Origin of the sequence: Dysosmobacter sp. Marseille-Q4140 (genome assembly GCA_018228705.1) — a bacterium.
In the GTDB taxonomy this organism is placed as follows: Bacteria; Bacillota; Clostridia; order Oscillospirales; family Oscillospiraceae; genus Oscillibacter.
In genome coordinates, this window is record CP073694.1 from 352,838 (window position 1) to 369,754 (window position 16,917).

Sequence of the window (16,917 nt, forward strand, 5' to 3'; positions counted from 1 at the left end):
TTTCTTTTCTCCTAACCCCGACGGCTCTGCCGCCGCAAAAAAGCACCGCGTAAGCGGTGCTTTTTTGCGATATTATGAAGAAATTTTTACTGCAGCGAGCGGCAGGTGCCCCGTTTGACAAGACTGGGTGTCATAATCTGATGGACATATCCCTGGGTCCCCCGCTCGATTTTGTCCAGCAGCATATCCACCGCCTGAACCGCCATGGCCCGCATGGGCTGCTCAATAGTGGTCAAATCAATCCGGGGCAAAGCCGTGGCGGGAATATTATCGAAGCCAATCAGGCTCAGCCGCTCAGGAATGGCAATATGCAGCTCGTCCGCAGCCTTCAGAAGGCCCAGGGCGTTGGAATCTGTGGAGGCAAAAATGGCGGTATAGTCAATGGGTTGGGAGAACAGCTCCTTGGCCATTTGATAGCCATTTTCGATCGAGGAACGGGAATACTCGCTGTTGAAAAACCGCTGCTTGAGTCCCATCTCCTGACAGGCGCGGATATACCCTTCCGCCCGCAGCTGATGCGTGGTGGAGTGGCGGCGGCCAAAGTACAGAATATCCCGATGCCCCAGGGAATAGAGGTATTCCATCCCAAGAAAGGTGCCAAGACTATTGTCCACGGATACATAACTTTGGGGCTGGTCCCGCAGGTTCTCGCTGAGAAACACTGTAGGGACCTGGTCGGTATAGGCCTGGATGTTCTCGTAGGTCTTGGGGCTCTGGGGCACGATCAGGATGCCGTCCACCTTCCGGCCCAGCAGCAGCTTCACCACCGTCTTTTCCTGTTTGAGATCCGGACCGGAGTTGCACAGCATGATGTTGTATCCGTGGGTACGGGCGCTCATCTCCGCATAGTGGGCCAACTGAGACATGAATTCATTGTCGATGGACGGCATTACCAGGCCGATCAGGTCCGTTTTCTTCATCACCATGGACCGGGCCACATAGTTGGTGGTATAGCCCATCTCATCGCACAGCTTGATGATTCGTTCCCGGGTATCACTTCCGATCTGCGAACTGCCGGACAGCGCCCTGGATACCGTGGCATAGGAGACTCCGGCAGCCCTGGCCACGTCCTTCAAAGTCACACTTTTCATCGCCCATCGTCCTTTTCGAAGCGGCTGCGGTGCAATCGGCCGCAAACGTTTCCAGCTGTTTTCTTCAGCCAGGTCCGAAACCGCTCTTTTACGTTTTTTCTATACAAAAGCATATATAATTTCTCTGTCAATGTCAACATCATTCTGCTTTTTTTGAACTATTGGTCATAAAACCGAAAAATGCTCTCACACTTTGGCATTTGCTATATTGACAAAGCGGGGCAGTTTAGCCTAAAATGAAGTTGTAAAGAGCGCAAACGTTTGCAAACTCTCCGGAAAGTGCTATCCCGGAACGCCCGTGCGGACCCTCCCCAAGGTCTGCAACCGGCGGCTCCTTCTTTCCGCGGCGGCACCTGCCATCCCCTCCGGAGACATCCTGCACACTCCTGCGCCGCGGCGGTCTGCCCGCCGGGGCGTGGGCTGCTCATGGAGCGCGGACCGGAGGTCTGGACCGCCGCTCAAATATCAAAATAGGAGGAGACTGTCATGACACCCGATATCACGACCATCTTTTTTGACGTTGGCAATACCCTTCGTATCGTTCTGAAGGACCAGGCGTTCATCGACAAGGCGGAAGCGGACCTGATGGAGCTGATCCAGACCAAGGAGACCCACGACGAGCTCTTCGCCAAGTTGGAGGAGCGGTGGAAGGCCTACCGCAAGCTATCCAAGTCCACACTGCTGGACGCCTCCGAGGGCGAGCTGTGGACCCAGTACATGCTGCCGGACTACGACACCAACATGATCTTCGCCAACGCGCCCCGGCTGACCCGCCTGTGGCGGGACCACGATGGCCGCCGGGTGGCCCGGCCCGACGCCGTGGCGACCCTGAAGGAGCTGTGCGCCAGAGGCTACACCCTGGGCATTATCGCCAACACCGTCACCGAGACCGAGATCCCCGACTGGATGGCCGCCGACGGCGTGGCCCAGTACTTCAAAACCACCATCCTCTCCTCCAAGGTCCGCCTGCGCAAGCCGGATCCGGCCATCTATCACCTGGCCTGCCGCTGTATCGGCTCCCCCGAGGCCCAGTGCGCCTATGTGGGCGATAACCCGGTCCGTGACGTGGAGGGCACCCAGGCCGCGGGCTTCGCCATGATGATCCGCATCGATGAGCCGGATACTCTGAACATGGAGAAGGCCACCGGTAAGGAGTTCACCCCCGACCATGTGATCACCAGTCTGAGCCAGCTGCTGGATATCTTTCCTGCCAGAAATTGAGGAGGCGTCCTGATATGGAACTGAAGAAGCGTTACAAGGCGGTATTTTTTGACCTGGGCGGCACGCTGCGCATCGCCCTCAACGACGAGCCCTACATGCGCCACGCCCGCCGCAAAATGGCGGAGATCGCCGGCACGGACCTGCCCTATGAGGAGTTCTACCAGCTGGTGGAGGAGCGCTACGAGCCCTACCGCAAGTGGGCGCTGGGCGAATTCAAGGAGTCCGGCGACGAGGAGCTGTGGTGCAAGTGGCTGCTTCCGGACTATGACCCGGTCCGCATCGCCCAGGTCTGTCACGAGCTGTCCTTCCAGTACCGGCAGACCAAGGGCCGCCGGGTGGTAGTGGACGGCGGTGAGGAGGTCCTCCGTACCCTCCATGAGCGGGGTTACCGCCTGGGCATCATCTCCAACCTGATCGGCGAGAACGAGGTGCCCGACTGGCTGGAGGAGGACGGTCTGGACCAGTACTTCTCCAGCGTGGTTCTCTCCTCCGTGTGCCATCTGCGCAAGCCGGGCGCCGAGATCTACCGCATCGCTTCCCGGGAGCTGGGCGTGGATCTGGCGGACTGCGTGTCCGTGGCCGACAATGTCAAGCGGGACCTGACCGGCGCCGTGGAGGCCGGTGTGGGCTGCAACATCATCTTCCGCTCGCCCGAGAAGAAGCATCCGGTGGATGTCGGCGGACCCGTCCGCCCCGACGCGGTGATCTCCGATTTCCGGGAGATCCTGGATCTTCTGCCCGCCTTGAACTGAGACGGTTCAGCCTGCCGAAGCGCTTTTTCGGCAGGCTGAGCAAGCTTTCAGCGCTTCTTGGTTTCTGAAACCGCGATCTTTTGCCCCTCCCGCCGGAGGGAGCCCGGCCTGCCGCCCGCCGAAAAGGGACGGCATCAGCAAAGGAGGCTGGAGCTATGAATACTGATATCCGCTTCATCTTTTTCGACCTGGGCGGCACCTTCCGGGTCATCAAGGAGGACCCCGCCTATCTGGCCGCCGCCAAGACCAAAATCGCGGAGCTGTGCGGCGTGCAGGTAGAGGACCCCTGCGCCTGGTTCGACACCGTGATCGACAAGCGCTACGACAAGTACCGGGAGTGGGCCCTGAAATTCATGTGCGAGGCGCCGGAGGAGGTCCTTTGGACCCGCTGGCTGGCCTACGACTGCGACCGGGACCTGATCTTGAAAAACGCCGGGGAGCTGACCTATCAGTACCGCCAGACCAAGGGCATCCGCACCGTGGTGGACGGCGGCGCCGAGACCGTGAAGGAGCTGTGCGCCAGAGGCTACACCCTGGGCATCATCTCTGACCTGGTGGGCCGCCGGGAGGTGAACGAGTGGCTGGACGCCGACGGCCTGCGGCCCTACTTTAAGACCGTCCAGCAGTCCTCCATCACCTACGTCCGCAAGCCCGGGCCCGCCATCTACTACTATGCCATGGATGAGGTCCAGGCCCAGCCGGAAAACTGCTGCTACGTGGGCGACAACCTGAACCGGGACATCGTGGGCGCCAAGGCCTGCGCCTTCGGCATGACCGTGACGGTGCAGTACGACCCCAAGAAGCCCCTGAAGCTGACGGAGGAAAACATGCCCGACGCCAAGGTCTACACCTTCCCGCAGCTGCTGGACATCTTCCCCGCCCGGGGCCATGTGGCCGTCGACAAGCTGGTCCTTCCCACCGACGGGCAGTAAAGCCCTTTGACTTCACATCTATATCAAGGAGGTACACCCATGTCTCAGATCAACCATGGCGGCGCCCAGCTGGCGGAGGCCGTCAAGCGGGCATATGAACTGGGCCAGGACGACTATCATCTGGAGCCCATGGTCCTGACGGAGAACGGCGTCCCTGTGGGCCGCATCCAGGACAACGACGCTGTCATCTTCTGCTGCCGCCGGGGCGAGCGGGAGATCGAGCTGACGGAGATGTTCACCGACAAGGACTTCAGCGCCGTGGACATCCACAAGCTCAACAACCTGGATTTCTCCATTCTGACCCTGTATCACGACAAGTTCAAGGACCTGCCCATCGCCTTTGCGCCGGAGCACGTGGAAAAGCCCCTGGCCCAGGTCCTCTCCGAGGCCGGCAAGACCCAGCTTCACTGCGCCGAGTCCGAGAAGTTCGCCCATGTGACCTTCTTCTTCAACGGCGGCGAGAACAACCCCTTCCCCGGTGAGGACGACATCTGCATCCCTTCCCCCAAGGGCATCGACTTTGACCAGCAGCCGGAGCTGTCCCTGCCCAAGGTCACCGACACCCTGACCGACGCCCTGGGCAAGTATGACTTCATCGTCACCAACTTCGCCAACGGCGACGTCATCGGCCACACCCAGAACACCGCCGCTAAGCTGGAGGCCTGCGCCCATGTGAGCCGGGCCCTGGAAAAGGTGGTGGGCGACGCCCTGTCCAAGGGCTATGTGGTGGCTGTCACCGCCGATCACGGCAACATCGAAAAGCTCTATACTGCCGCAGGCAAGCCCGACGGCGCCCACACCACCAACCTGGTGGCCTTCGTCATGATGGACCCCGCCGATCCCACGCCCATCCAGCTGCGGGACGGCGCCCTCAGCGACGTGGCCCCCACGGTGCTGGACGTCATGGGCATCCCCCAGCCTGCTGTCATGACCGGCAAGTCCCTGGCGGAGGGCCGTGACTGGGGCAAGGACCGCAAGATGCTCCTCATCATCTGCGACGGCTGGGGCCTGGGCCCCGGCGACGAGGGCGACGCCATCCACATCTCCGACACACCCTACTGGGACAGCCTGCTGGCGGGTCAGTCCTGGTCCAAGCTGCACGCCTCCGGTGAGCACGTGGGCCTGGGCGCCGGAAAGGCCGGCAACTCCGAGGCGGGCCACTCCAACCTGGGCGCCGGCCGCTGCGTCATGCAGGACGACGTCCGCCTGGACGCCGCCGTCAAGGACGGCAGCTTCCAGCGCAACCCGGTGTTCCTGGAGGCCGTGGAGCACGTGAAGAAGAACCACTCCTCCCTGCACCTGCTGGCTTACCTCACCTACAAGTCCTCCCACGGCTGCATCGACTATCCCCTGTCCATCTGCGCCATGGCCAAGGAGCAGGGCCTGGAGCAGGTCTACTTCCACATCATCTTCGACGGCCGCTCCACGGAGCCCGGCTCCGCTCCCAAGCTGCTGGGCGAGCTGGACCAGAAGCTGGAGGAGATCGGCCTGGGCCTGGTGGTGGACGGCGCCGGCCGCGGCGTGGTCCTGGACCGGGACAAGAATTACGACAAGGTCAAGCGGGGCTACGACGCCATGGTGGACGGCACCGGCACGCAGTACGCATAATGAATGGATAGTTTCCTTCCCTTCCTGAACACAGCAGAACCCCGGAGGAGCCACAGCTCCTCCGGGGTTCTGCTGTTCCCGTTTTTTCTCCGGACAGCGGAAAGCGGGAGCCGGCACTGCCGGCTCCCGCAGATCATTCAGATTCAAAGGCCGCCTGCTCGCATCAGGCCGGGCGGACACCCTCTCCCTGCTTGAGATCCCGCAGGATGGTATAGACCTCATAGATGTCCTGGATGGAATAGGTGGGCTTCACCGTGTCGGGGATGTCCGTATCCCGGGAAGCCGTCAGGAAGGAGTGGATGTGGAAGGTCATCCCAAAGCCCATGTTCTGGGGGCCGATCACATCCCGGGAGAAGGTGTCGCCCACATAGGCGCACTCCGCCGGGTCGGACTGGACCTGGTACAGGGAGACCTTGAAGATGTTGGGGTCAGGCTTACGGTAGCCGGTCACGGAGGAGAGGGTCACATCCTGGAAATACTCCCGGATACCGTATTCCTTCAGGATCTCGTAGACCTGATACAAGCTGGCGGTGTTGCTGATGACGCCCAGCTTCATGCCCAGGCCCTTCAATCCCTCCAGCATCTCCTTGACCCGGGGCCGCAGGCTCCGGTAATAGTGGGTCACTTCCCACATATGGGCCAGCTCCTCTGCGAAGGGCTGGACCGTCTCGAAATCCAGGCCGAAGTCCGTCAGCACATAATCGCCCCAGATCTCCTCCGGCTTCAGCTCCCGCTGAGAGGGATTGCGGTACGCGGCGTACCGGTCCCAGCCCTCGGTCAGCATCCGGAGAGCGGTGTCCTCGTCCACCCGGACGTCCACACCGTGGCTGCGCAGGATCCGGAGGACGCCCTGGGCCGCGGCCATCTTGCTCGCCGCGTCGGAGTAGATATCCTCCAGGGTCCCTCCCATATCAAACAATACGGTGTTGATCATTGTCTCACAGTCCTTTCGATTCTCCTGTTGTCAAGGATGGGCCTGCGCCGCTGATACCGGCGGTACAGCCACAGCGACAGTCCCCCTCCCAGGAGGATGGGTGCCGGTACGAACAGCCCAAAGAACTGCAGGAACAGCATTTGCGCCTGGAAATCTCCGCCCAGGATGATCAGCATAGCCACGAGACACGCAACAGCCAGTGCCGCCAGCCACAGGTAAGCAGACAGAAGCATCCGCTTTTCCGGGAGGAACCAGGCAAAACAACACACAGCCGTCCCCACCAGGGTAGGTACGGCCGCCTCCACGAAGTTAATCCATGCCGTAGGGGCCCCTTCCAGCATCGGATGAAGGAGGTTGATCAAGCTCACATAGGCTGCGGCGTAAATCACCACAAACACCATGCTCAGGCAGAAGGAATACAACAGCAGCGTACTTTTCACTTTGCCGTCCTTGGTGAACAGGAACGCACCCCAAAAGCGGTCTCCTCGCTCCTTCCAGACTCTGTTTCGCTCCTCCTGCCGCAGCTGTTCCAGTTTTCGATTCTGCACGGCGGTCGCCTCCTTCTATTGACTGTGCGGGGGCGGGCGTATGCCCGCCCCCGCAGTTTCCTTGGTCACACAGCAGCCGCCGTGGGACGAATTACATATTGGGATTCTGGTTCAGCCAGCTGGTCCACATATCCTGGCAATCGGCGAAGATCTCATAGATGGCGCCGAAGTCGTTCTCGATGGCACCCAGCTCATCCAACTGAGCGGGGTTCTTCTCGTTGACCATGTCGTCGCGGACGGGCCAGTTGCCTTCCTTCATGAAGGGAGCGAAACCATCAGCAGTACCATCAGCGCCGCCCAGGACGTAGCGGATGAACAGACGGGCACCGGCGGGGTTGTCGCAGCCGGAGGCCACGAACAGGGACTCGCAGTTCAGCAGAGCGGTGTAGGGAGTCAGGTTGATGCACCAGGCGATGTCATAACCGGACTCGTCGCGGTTGGTGATCTTGCCGGCAGAGGCCAGAGCCAGAGCGGGATCGTCAGCGGTGGAGTTGTGGACAGCCAGGGCCAGTTCGTCGCCGTCGTCGATGAAGGTCATCTTCATCTGGCTGAACCGCCACATGTACTCCACGCCGGCGTTGTTCTCGGGCACCTCGAAAGCGAAGTCGGAGGCGTCGTAGGTGTACTCCAGAGGCTCGCCGTAGATATCCTCATAGGCCTGCTCCATCTGGTCGGCGTTGACGATGAAGCTGGCAAACAGGGACAGGTACGCGGTCTCAGTGCCGATCTCCTTGCAGAAGATGCGGTACTTCTGGCTGCCGTCCTCGTTCTTCTCAATGATGTTCCACCAGCTGTCGATGGGCTGGCCATCGGGGAACGCAGCGGTATTATAATACCAGAAAGCCTGAGAGCTGTACAGAGGCAGGCTGTACTTCAGCAGGTCCTCATCGATGTGAGAACAGATGTCGGAGGGATAGTAGGGCGTGAAGATGCCGGTCTGATAGTGCTCATAGAACACGGCGCCGTTGACGTCCTTGGTCTGCAGCACGTCGGCGGTAACGTTGCCGCTGGAGTACTCCATCTCAGCCTTGCTCAGAACTTCGTCGGAGTCCAGGTCCATCACGTCCAGCTCCAGGCCGGGATAGTCTTCCATGAAGGCTTCCACCATGTTCAGCATCTTGGAGGTGGTGGCGTAGACCTCGATGGTGCCGCCCTCTTCCTTAGCCATCTCGTAGAGCTCGTCGTCGGTCTTATCGCTCCACTCGTCATAAACAGGGCCGAAATGCTCGGTATCCGTGGCAAAATCATAACCCAGGGTCAGCTCGGACGCCGCAGCATCCTCGCCGCCGTCGCCAGTACCGGCAGCAGTGTCGTTCCCTCCGCCGCAGGCAACCAGGCTCAGAACCATAGCCGCTGTCAGCAGCAACGCAAAGAGTTTCTTCATCTTCATCTCAATGTGCTCCTTTCGCATATTTGTTGTTGGGTGTCTGGCTGAAACTCGCGATCCATAAACTCGCGGTCACACCGCGCGCTTAATGAGACGGGTGGTTGCCTTGTTGTAAATGTTGATCTTGTCCTGGTCAATGATGGCCCAGACTTTCTGATCCAACTCGTAGTGAGCCTGGCCGATCTCCTTGGACAGGAATTCATCCTGTCCGGCCACCAGCGTAACGATGGTCTCGGAACCAGCGGGCTGGCTGGCGTAGACAGTGACGGGAATGGCGCCGTCCACCGGCTCCCGGGAGATGATGACCTGTTCAGGCCGGATAGCCAGCACGCAGTCGAACTCGCCGCTCTTGGGGAACTCCTCATTGGTCAAATCCTTACCCGGGAAGGTATGGCCGCCCAGGTCGCTCTTGACCACCAGCTGGCCGTTCTTCATCTCGGCCTTCCCGTCCAGCAGGTTGATGCGGGGGTTGCCGATGAAGTCGGCAGCCTCCAGGTCGATGGGGTTGTTGTACAGCTCCAGAGGCGTTGCCACCTGGTTCAGAGCGCCTTCCTTGAACAGGGCGATCTTGGTGGACATGGTCAGAGCCTCGACCTGGTCGTGGGTGACGTAGATGATGGTTGTGCCCAGTTCCTTGTGCAGGCGCTGCAGCTCGGCGCGCATGTCCAGACGGAGCCTAGCATCCAGGTTGGACAACGGCTCATCCAGCAGCAGCAGCTTGGGGCTGGAGGCCACAGCACGTGCAATGGCCACGCGCTGCTGCTGGCCGCCGGACAGCTCAGTGGGATAGCGGTCCTTGTACTGCTCAATCCGCATCATCCGCAGAGAGTCCATCACCCGCTTGTCGATCTCTTCCTTGGCCATCTTCTGGATCTTCAGGCCGAAGGCAATGTTGTTGTAGACCGTCATGTGGGGCCACAGGGCGTAGGACTGGAACACCAGGTTCAGTCCACGCTTGCTGGGCTCGGCATAGTAGGCGTCATCGGCGTTGATCATCTCCACGCCGTCGATGGTCATGATGCCGTTCTGGGGGCGCTCCAGACCGGACACCACGCGCAGCGTAGTGGTCTTGCCGCAGCCGGAGGGGCCCAGCAGCGTCATGAAGTCGCCGTCCTCAATGGTCAGGTTGATGTCCCGCAGGACGTGGTTATCGCCATAAAATTTATCAATATGTTTTAATTCAATACGACTCATATGGTTCGCCTTATCCTTTCTGTTCTGTCATAAAACGGTCAGGGTCCGGGTACCTGGGATCAGCCCCAGCTCTTGCCGATATCGGCGCCGAACCGGTTGGCGATGATATAGCACACCAGGATGAACAGCAGCACAACGACGGAAATGGCGTCGGCCATCTGGTTGTAACCGTCCTGGGAATACGTGAAGGCCAGGTAGGACATGGTCCGGGTAGTGGGAGTCATCATGATGATGATCAGGTCCAGCTCCTTGGCAATGGAGATGAAGGTCAGCATGAAGCCGGAGATGAAGCCGTTCTTCGCCAGAGGCACGATAATGGAGGCCATCCGTTTCCAGAAGCTGGCACCGGCAATGTCTGCTGCCTCCTCCAGCTCCACACTGATGGACAACATGTTGGCCGTACCGGATTTACTGGCAAAGGGGAAGTGCTTGACCACGGAGGTCAGAACGATCAGGGTAAAGGTGCCGTACAGGGAGGGGATCAGGCCGCCGAAATGAGGCACGGAGAACATGGCGAAGTACATGGTGGAGAAGGCGATGCCGCTCATCAGGTAGGGCACGAACACCAACTGCTCCGTCAGGTTGCCGTACCACTTGCCGCGGCCGCGGGAACTGATGTAGCCCAGGAACTGGCCGCAAATGGCGGTGATGATAGAGGCGATCAGGGTCAGGCGGACCGTGTTCCACAGAGCGCTCAGGAACTCCTTGCTGCGGAAGATGCCGGGCAGGTTGATGTACTTGTCAGCCTCGCCCACGGTGCCGATCCAGTTGTAAAGCGTCAGGTTGTCGAGGCCGTAGCCGTTGCCGGTGGTAACCTGGAAGGTCTCCATGATCAGCACGAACATGGGCATTACCATGGCCAGGAACAGGAACACCACCAGGAAGGCCATCAGGGGAGTCTTGGCCTTGCCCAGAGGCATCAGGGTGTGCCGGCCGCCCTTGCCGCCCACGGTGGCATAGGACTTGCGGACGCCCACCACTCTCTGGTTGGAGAAGATGATGGCCGCAGCCAGGCCCACCAGCACCAGGCTCATGGCATAGCCGACGCCCTGGGGACCCTGGTCGATGAACACACGCATCTTGGTGGCCAGGGTGTAGAAACCGATGCGGTTGCCCAGGTTGGCCGCCACACCGTATGTACCGATGGACTTACTGATGGTCATGATCATGGCCGACAGGATGGACGGCATGATCAGGGGCAGGGTGATGTGGCGCAGGATCTGGGGCTTGCTGGCGCCCTGGATCTCGCCCATCTCCTCCAGCTCGGAGTTGATGGAGCGAAGCGCGCCGGAAACCATGATATAGGAAAATGCGTAGTAGTGCATGGACATGCAGAGGATGATGGCGATGGGTCCATAGGCCAGCCAGTCAGGGATGGGGAGTCCCATGCCGGCCAGGAATCCATCGGCGCCGCTGGTGGCATTGCGGAACACGGCCAGCCAGCTCAAAGCCTTGGTCCAGGAGGGGATCATGTAGGGGATGATCACCAGCATGCTCAGGGCCTTCTTGCCGGGGATGTCGGTACGGACCATCAGCCATGCCAGAACGGAGCCCAGCGGCACAGAGATGACCACCACGCACGCGCCGATGATCAGCGAGTTGAGCAGAGGCTCCCACAAAACGGCCTTTGACATGTTGCTGGCCAGCATGTACGTCCAGTAGTAAAGGGTGAAGTCGCCCACCTGGGCGCCTTCAATTCTCCGCCGCATGACCTCGGCCTGGGCCGCGGTGAACGTGGTGGAGATCATGGTCAGCAGGGGGATGATGATCAGGCAGAACAAGATCACCAGGCTCACCAGCACGACCATGTTGAACGGGTTCGTCACCACGTTCAAGATCAGGTTCTTCAGCCGCTTCTTGGTCAGCGGCTTTTTGGGGAGGGCTTTCTTTGACACGATAACACCTCTTTCTGATTACTGCCGGATGTCCGACGGGGGCTTTTTTCCTCTTTCTTTTCTCTCTCACATCCATTTTTTCAAATTTTGCGGTCCCCGTTTGCAGAAAAACCAATATTCGCAAACGTTTGCGCTCCTTCTACAACTATTATCAGTTCTTTTCAAGGATTTGTCAATTCGTATTTTTGCTATTTTGTTTACAAAATTTTTATGGATTTTAACAATTTTCATATAAAAAGCATAAATGAGTTCTACGCTTTTTATGCACTTTTTTTGAGTTCAATTTTCACTTCACTTGTAAACTTTGTCAAAATCGAATACGTTTTCGTGAAAAGTTACGATGAAAACTGCGCTTTATACAGCTTTGCGTAAATTCCTCCCTGCTTCAGCAGCTGATCATGGGTCCCCTGCTCCGCCACGCGGCCGCCGTCCAGCACCAGGATCTGATCCGCCTTGCGGACCGTCACCAGCCGGTGGGCGATGACAAAGCAGGTTCTCCCCTGCCGCAGCCGCTCCAGCGCGGCGCGGATCTGCTCCTCCGTCTCCGTGTCCACGTCGGAGGTAGCCTCGTCCATAATGACCACATCGGCGTTGGAGAGGAAGCACCGGGCGATGGCCAGCAGCTGCCGCTGGCCCTTGGAGATGCCGGCACCCTCGTCGGTTAGGACAGTATCGTAGCCGTCCGGCAGGGACATGAGAAACCGATGGATACAGGCGGCCTTGGCAGCCTCCACGATCTGCTCCCGGGTGGCGCCCGGCGTGCCGTAGGCGATGTTCTCGGCAATGGTGCCGCCGAAGAGCCAGGTGTCCTGGAGCACCATGGCCAGGCGGCGGCGCAGGCCGTCCCGGGCGTAGGATTCCAGCGGCCGGCCGTCCACGGTGATATCGCCTCCCTGCCGCTGGTAGAATCGCAGCAGCAGCGACACCAGGGTGGTCTTGCCCGCCCCGGTGGTACCCACCACCGCCACCATGCTGCCGGCAGGGACGTCGGCGGTGAAATCCCGCAGCACCGGCCGGTCCGGGTCGTAGCCGAACTCCACGTGCCGGAAGGAAATGGCTCCCTCCAGATGCGCCGGGTCCAGAGCCCCCGGCGGATCCGCCGGCTCCGGCTCCTGGTCCAGCAGGTCCAGCACCCGCTCCGCCGCCGCCACGGAGGCCTGGAGGTCGCTGAGCAGGTTGGCGGCCTCCCGGATGGGACCGGAGAACTTCCGGGAGTACAGCACAAAGGAAGTGAGGCTGCCGATGGAGATGCCCCCTCCGATGAACAGCAGTCCGCCGAACACACTGATGGCCGCCAGGGACAGGTTGTTGATGAAGTTGACGGAGGGGCCCAGGGAGGCGCTGGCACAGTCCGCCCGGTAGTAGGCCCGGGAGGCCTCGTCGTTGCGTTCCTCGAACTGACGCAGGTCCTCGGCCTCCACGCCATAGGCGCGGATGGCCCGCTGGCGGCCGATGCGCTCCTCAGCAAAGCCATTGAGCGCGCCCAACTCCCTGGACCGCAGCCGGAACAGGGGGTGGATCCGCCGCATCTGGAGCCGGGTCAGCACTGCGGACAGCGGCACCGTCACGAAGAACACCACCGCCAGCCGGGGCGAGAGCACCAGAAGCATCACAAAGGACCCAGCCACCGTCAGCAGGCTGGTGCAGATCTGCAAAAGGTCTGTGGAGAGGGTGGCGTTGACCGTGTCTACATCGTAGCAGATGCGGCTGATGAGATCCCCGGCGGGGTGGGTGTCGAAATACTGGACCGGCAGTTCGCTCATCCGGTGGAAGGCGGCCTTCCGCAGGTCGTAGGACACGGCCTGGCCCACCTGGATCAGCTTGGCGGAGACCAGATAGTTCAGCCCCGCCGCCAGGGCGCAGCAGACCAGCATCCCGGCGCAGTTGCGCAGCACAGTGGGAAAGTCCACGCCTCCCGGCTCCGTACCCACGGCGTCCAGCGCCCAGCCGGACAGCAGCGGCACCGTCAGCGTCAGCAGGTTGGCGCACACCATCAGCACCGTGATGCCCGCAAGGGTCAGAAGGTAGGGGCGCAGAAAGCGGCCCAGCCGCAGCAGCAGATGCTTTTTCATACCGCTCCCTCCCCCATCTGCAGCTCCGCCATCTGGCGGTAGCGCGCGCAGGTCTCCAGCAGCTCACGGTGGCTGCCCTGGGCGTCGATGCGTCCGCTCTCCAGCACCAGGATGCGGTCCGCCTCCCGGACGGAGGAGACCCGCTCGGAGATCACCACCAGCGTCACGCCCGGCAGGTCCCGGCGCAGCGCCGCCCGCAGGGCCGCCGCCGTCCGGTAGTCCAGGGCGCTGTCGGCGCTGTCCAGAATCAGAATCTCCGGATCACCCGCCAGGGCCCGGGCAATCAGCAGCCGCTGCCGCTGGCCGCCGGAGAGGTTGGCGCCCCGCAGGTCCACGCGGGTGTCCAGCCCCTGGGGCAGCGTCTCGATGAACTCCCAGGCCTGGGCGGTGCGGGCCGCGGCCTCCACCGCCTCCCGGCTGAGGCCCCGCAGGAAGGAGATGTTCTCATACACGCTGCCGGCGATCAGGGTGTCCCCCTGGAACGCCACGCCGAAGCGCGTCTGCAATTCCCGGCGTTCCTGGGTCCGGACATCCTTTCCGCCGACCCAGACCACGCCGCCGTCGGCGTCGTACAGCCGCAGCAGCAGAGAGATCAGGGTGGTCTTGCCGCTGCCGGTGGGCCCCAGGATGCCCAGCATCTGTCCCTTCTCCAGGGTGAAGGACGCCTGCTCCAGGTCCGGCTCCACGCCCAGGTAGGAGAAGGTGGCGTTCTCCATGCCCAGGATGCCGGGCCGCACCTCCTCCGCCTCCGCAGGCTCCACCGTCTGTTCCAGAGGGGCCTGGAGGATCTCCCGGATGCGGCGGGCGGAGGCGGCGCCCTTGCTGATGCGCACAAAGACCTTGGCGATGCCCAGCGTGGCGCTCTGGATCAGAGTGAAATAGGTCAAAAAGGCCACGATCTGGCCCCGCTGCATCCGTCCGGCGTCCACCCACAAAGCGCCCACCAGCACCACCAGCGTCAGTCCCGTGTTCAGCAGGAAGTCCGTGATGGGATTGGTCATGGCCATGACCCAGCCAGCCTGCTCCTCCGCCCGGCGGGAGGCATGGTTGGCGGTCTCGAACCGCTCCCGCTCTCGGCCCTGGCAGGCCAGGGCCTTGATGACCCGGACGCCGGAGGCATTCTCCCGCAGGATGCGGACCACCGTGTCCACCGCCTGCTGGGCCTGGGTGTAGAAGGGGATGCCCCGGCGGGTCACCAGGGTGATGGTCAGGAAGGTCAGCAGGCTCACCGCCAGCTGGACCAAGGCCAGCACCGGCTGCTGGAGGAAGGTCAGCACCAGTCCGCCCAGCACCAGCATGGGCGCCCGGATGCCGCCCCGCTGGACCTTGTCGAACATCTGGTGGACGTTGTAGGTGTCGTTGGTCAGCCGGGACACCATGGAGGAGGCGGAGAACCGGTCCATCTGGGCGCAGGAAAGGGCCTGTACCCGGCGGTACAGATCCCGGCGCAGCTCCCGGGTCACCTCCATGGAGACCCAGGCGGCCATGCGGTTGGCGGTGATGTTGCAGGCGGCGGCAGCAAAGGCCAGCACGCCCATCAGAGCGCCGGTCCGCCAGATGGCCGGCAGATCCCGGGCAGGCACCAGGTCATCGATGACCGCGGCCAGCAGCAGCGGCAGCACCAGCTCTAAGATCGCGGCGGTGAACTTGATGGTGCCCCCCACGGCCACCCGGCCCGTATAGGGCTTCAGATACCCCAAAACCACTTTCACGGCAGCATCCCATTCTTTCTCAAACGTTTACGCCATTTTATATAAGCATACCATACAGCATCCGGAAATCAATTCGCATTTTGTTGCAAATCACAAGGAAACTTTTGGAGCGTCTTTCTCCGGGGGACGGCGCAAAAAGGCGGCCCCGGCTTGCGCCGGAGCCGCCTTCTGGGTTGTTTTCCGCCTATGGCAGGCGGACGGTCAGCGGGTCCGTCTCCTCCATCCAACAGCTGTTTTCCCGGTCCTGGCCGAGGGTGTAAGTGCCCAGATATTCCAGTCCATCCCCGCCGTACAGCGCCAGGAAGCTGGCGCAGCTCCAGCCGATCTGCCCAGCGAGGGCCAGACGCTCCCCGTCGTAGTCCATGGTGGTCTCTCCGTAAGTGAAGTCGAGCCCCGCCTCCTGCAGCTGCCGGAAGCTGCCCTCCAGGTCCGGCCGGAAGGTCTGGTCCGCCGTCTCCACCACCCGGAAGCGGTCTCCCGCCTTCACCACCAGGTAGTCCTCCCGGATCCAGACCCGGTCCGGTCCCGTCTCCGCCCCCTCCAGCACCGGAAAATCCGCCAGGACGGCGCCCGTCCCGTCCAGCACCGTCAGGGTCAGGGTGCCCTCCTGCCGGGTGAAGAGGAACAGTTCGCCCTCCTCGCCGCCCCAGAGGCTGACCTGGGCGGCGGCCGCCGGGTCCACGGGGCAGACCCGGACCGGGTCGCCCAGCCGGACCACATAGGTGTCCTTCCCATAGTCCTCTCCGGCGCTCTCCAGTTCCACGGGCAGGAAATAGACCCCGTAGCCCAGGGGGAACAAACTGGTGTCCAGAGGCGTCTCTCCCTGGCTTCCGCTGAGGAGGAAGTAGACGCCGCCCTCCCGGACCACGGAGAATGTGGTGAGGTCGGGGAGCTGTTCGAAGCCAGCGCTGCCGAAGCTCTGTACGTTCCCCTTGGCGTCCTTGCCAATGCTGATCGTCAGCAGGGCATCCTCCGGCACCGGAATGGGAAAGTACGTCCGCATCAGCTCCTGGAGCTGCTGCTCCGGCCACTCGGCCCCCTCCTCGATCACAAAGCTGTACGACTCCGCCGCCGGCAGCAGATCGACGATGCTGTCCTGTAGAAAGAGGGGATACGTCTCGTAGTAGTCCCGCAGATGCACGGTCTCCGTGTAGTCCGTGGTCCCGGCGGGACAGCGGGAGGCCACGTCGTTGAACGGCTTCTCCATCCCGGCCTGGTCCTCGACCTCGTCATCCCGGTCCGTCGGGCCGAAATTGCCCCAGATGTCCAGATAGATCCCGTCCGGCTGCCGGAGGCTCTCAGGCAGCCGCTCCCGGTAGCTGAAGGTGTACGCCGTGTCACTGACGGTCTCCGCGCCGGCAGTGATCTCCGTCTCCCAGAACAGGTGCCGGTCCAGGGTGGTCCGCACCTCCAGCGTCACGCCCTCTGCCCGGGCGGGATCCCCCGCAAGCACCTGCCGCTCCGCCGTCACCGCCTCCCGCCGGGCGTAAACGGCTCCGTGGGCCCAGGCGGTGACGCCCACGGACAGGGCCGCCAGCACCGCCAGTATACAAAATCGGATCCGCATGGCT

Annotated in this window: 12 protein-coding genes and 1 pseudogene; 4 read left to right on the top strand and 9 right to left on the bottom strand. The window is 61.7% G+C overall.

Annotated features, from left to right (window positions below; all coding sequences use genetic code 11):
* Positions 1-86: 86 nt before the first annotated feature.
* Positions 87-1,091: a LacI family DNA-binding transcriptional regulator gene (locus tag KFE19_01695; GenBank protein ID QUO38263.1), complete on the bottom strand. Its 1,005-nt coding sequence runs from the start codon at positions 1,089-1,091 to the stop codon at positions 87-89.
* A gap of 486 nt (positions 1,092-1,577) precedes the next feature.
* Between KFE19_01695 and KFE19_01700 the strand changes: the two genes are divergently transcribed.
* From KFE19_01700 to KFE19_01715, 4 genes are all read left to right on the top strand, one after another.
* The gene (locus KFE19_01700; protein ID QUO38264.1) at positions 1,578-2,312 is read left to right on the top strand and encodes an HAD family hydrolase; all 735 of its coding nucleotides are present in this window, start codon (positions 1,578-1,580) and stop codon (positions 2,310-2,312) included.
* 14 nt (positions 2,313-2,326) lie between these two features.
* On the top strand, positions 2,327-3,064 hold the full coding sequence (locus KFE19_01705) for an HAD-IA family hydrolase (protein ID QUO38265.1): 738 nt from the start codon (positions 2,327-2,329) through the stop codon (positions 3,062-3,064).
* A 155-nt stretch (positions 3,065-3,219) separates the two neighbouring features.
* Positions 3,220-3,996 carry an HAD family hydrolase gene (locus KFE19_01710; GenBank protein QUO38266.1) on the top strand — a complete coding sequence of 259 codons (777 nt, stop codon included), beginning with the start codon at positions 3,220-3,222 and terminating at the stop codon, positions 3,994-3,996.
* Between the two features lie 39 nt (positions 3,997-4,035).
* Positions 4,036-5,604: a phosphoglycerate mutase (2,3-diphosphoglycerate-independent) gene (locus KFE19_01715; protein ID QUO38267.1), complete on the top strand. Its 1,569-nt coding sequence runs from the start codon at positions 4,036-4,038 to the stop codon at positions 5,602-5,604.
* 163 nt (positions 5,605-5,767) lie between these two features.
* Here KFE19_01715 and KFE19_01720 read toward each other — a convergent pair whose 3' ends face one another.
* From KFE19_01720 to KFE19_01755, 8 genes and pseudogenes are all read right to left on the bottom strand, one after another.
* Positions 5,768-6,538 carry an HAD family hydrolase gene (locus KFE19_01720; GenBank protein QUO38268.1) on the bottom strand — a complete coding sequence of 257 codons (771 nt, stop codon included), beginning with the start codon at positions 6,536-6,538 and terminating at the stop codon, positions 5,768-5,770.
* Positions 6,535-7,086 carry a hypothetical protein gene (locus KFE19_01725; protein ID QUO38269.1) on the bottom strand — a complete coding sequence of 184 codons (552 nt, stop codon included), beginning with the start codon at positions 7,084-7,086 and terminating at the stop codon, positions 6,535-6,537. Before KFE19_01725 ends, KFE19_01720 begins: the two co-directional genes overlap by 4 nt.
* A 1,300-nt stretch (positions 7,087-8,386) precedes the next feature.
* A pseudogene (locus tag KFE19_01730) lies at positions 8,387-8,470 on the bottom strand (ABC transporter substrate-binding protein).
* Positions 8,471-8,545: 75 nt separating this feature from the next.
* The gene (locus KFE19_01735) at positions 8,546-9,667 is read right to left on the bottom strand and encodes an ABC transporter ATP-binding protein (protein ID QUO38270.1); all 1,122 of its coding nucleotides are present in this window, start codon (positions 9,665-9,667) and stop codon (positions 8,546-8,548) included.
* A 59-nt stretch (positions 9,668-9,726) separates the two neighbouring features.
* Positions 9,727-11,562 carry an iron ABC transporter permease gene (locus KFE19_01740; protein ID QUO38271.1) on the bottom strand — a complete coding sequence of 612 codons (1,836 nt, stop codon included), beginning with the start codon at positions 11,560-11,562 and terminating at the stop codon, positions 9,727-9,729.
* Between the two features lie 335 nt (positions 11,563-11,897).
* The gene (locus KFE19_01745; protein ID QUO38272.1) at positions 11,898-13,634 is read right to left on the bottom strand and encodes an ABC transporter ATP-binding protein; all 1,737 of its coding nucleotides are present in this window, start codon (positions 13,632-13,634) and stop codon (positions 11,898-11,900) included.
* A complete protein-coding gene (locus tag KFE19_01750) occupies positions 13,631-15,346 on the bottom strand; it encodes an ABC transporter ATP-binding protein (GenBank protein QUO38273.1) in 1,716 nt (571 codons plus the stop codon). Before KFE19_01750 ends, KFE19_01745 begins: the two co-directional genes overlap by 4 nt.
* A 184-nt stretch (positions 15,347-15,530) precedes the next feature.
* Complete coding sequence (locus tag KFE19_01755) at positions 15,531-16,913, bottom strand: hypothetical protein (GenBank protein QUO38274.1); 1,383 nt, start codon at positions 16,911-16,913, stop codon at positions 15,531-15,533.
* Positions 16,914-16,917 lie beyond the last annotated feature (4 nt).

Excerpts from the sequence above, each read along its gene's own strand:
- KFE19_01755 (QUO38274.1), bottom strand. The coding sequence starts at position 16,913 with ATGCGGATCCGATTTTGTATACTGGCGGTGCTGGCGGCCCTGTCCGTG.
- KFE19_01720 (QUO38268.1), bottom strand. The coding sequence starts at position 6,538 with ATGATCAACACCGTATTGTTTGATATGGGAGGGACCCTGGAGGATATC.
- KFE19_01700 (QUO38264.1), top strand. The coding sequence starts at position 1,578 with ATGACACCCGATATCACGACCATCTTTTTTGACGTTGGCAATACCCTT.
- KFE19_01705 (QUO38265.1), top strand. The coding sequence starts at position 2,327 with ATGGAACTGAAGAAGCGTTACAAGGCGGTATTTTTTGACCTGGGCGGC.
- KFE19_01710 (QUO38266.1), top strand. The coding sequence starts at position 3,220 with ATGAATACTGATATCCGCTTCATCTTTTTCGACCTGGGCGGCACCTTC.
- KFE19_01715 (QUO38267.1), top strand. The coding sequence starts at position 4,036 with ATGTCTCAGATCAACCATGGCGGCGCCCAGCTGGCGGAGGCCGTCAAG.
- KFE19_01745 (QUO38272.1), bottom strand. The coding sequence starts at position 13,634 with ATGAAAAAGCATCTGCTGCTGCGGCTGGGCCGCTTTCTGCGCCCCTAC.
- KFE19_01735 (QUO38270.1), bottom strand. The coding sequence starts at position 9,667 with ATGAGTCGTATTGAATTAAAACATATTGATAAATTTTATGGCGATAAC.
- KFE19_01695 (QUO38263.1), bottom strand. The coding sequence starts at position 1,091 with ATGAAAAGTGTGACTTTGAAGGACGTGGCCAGGGCTGCCGGAGTCTCC.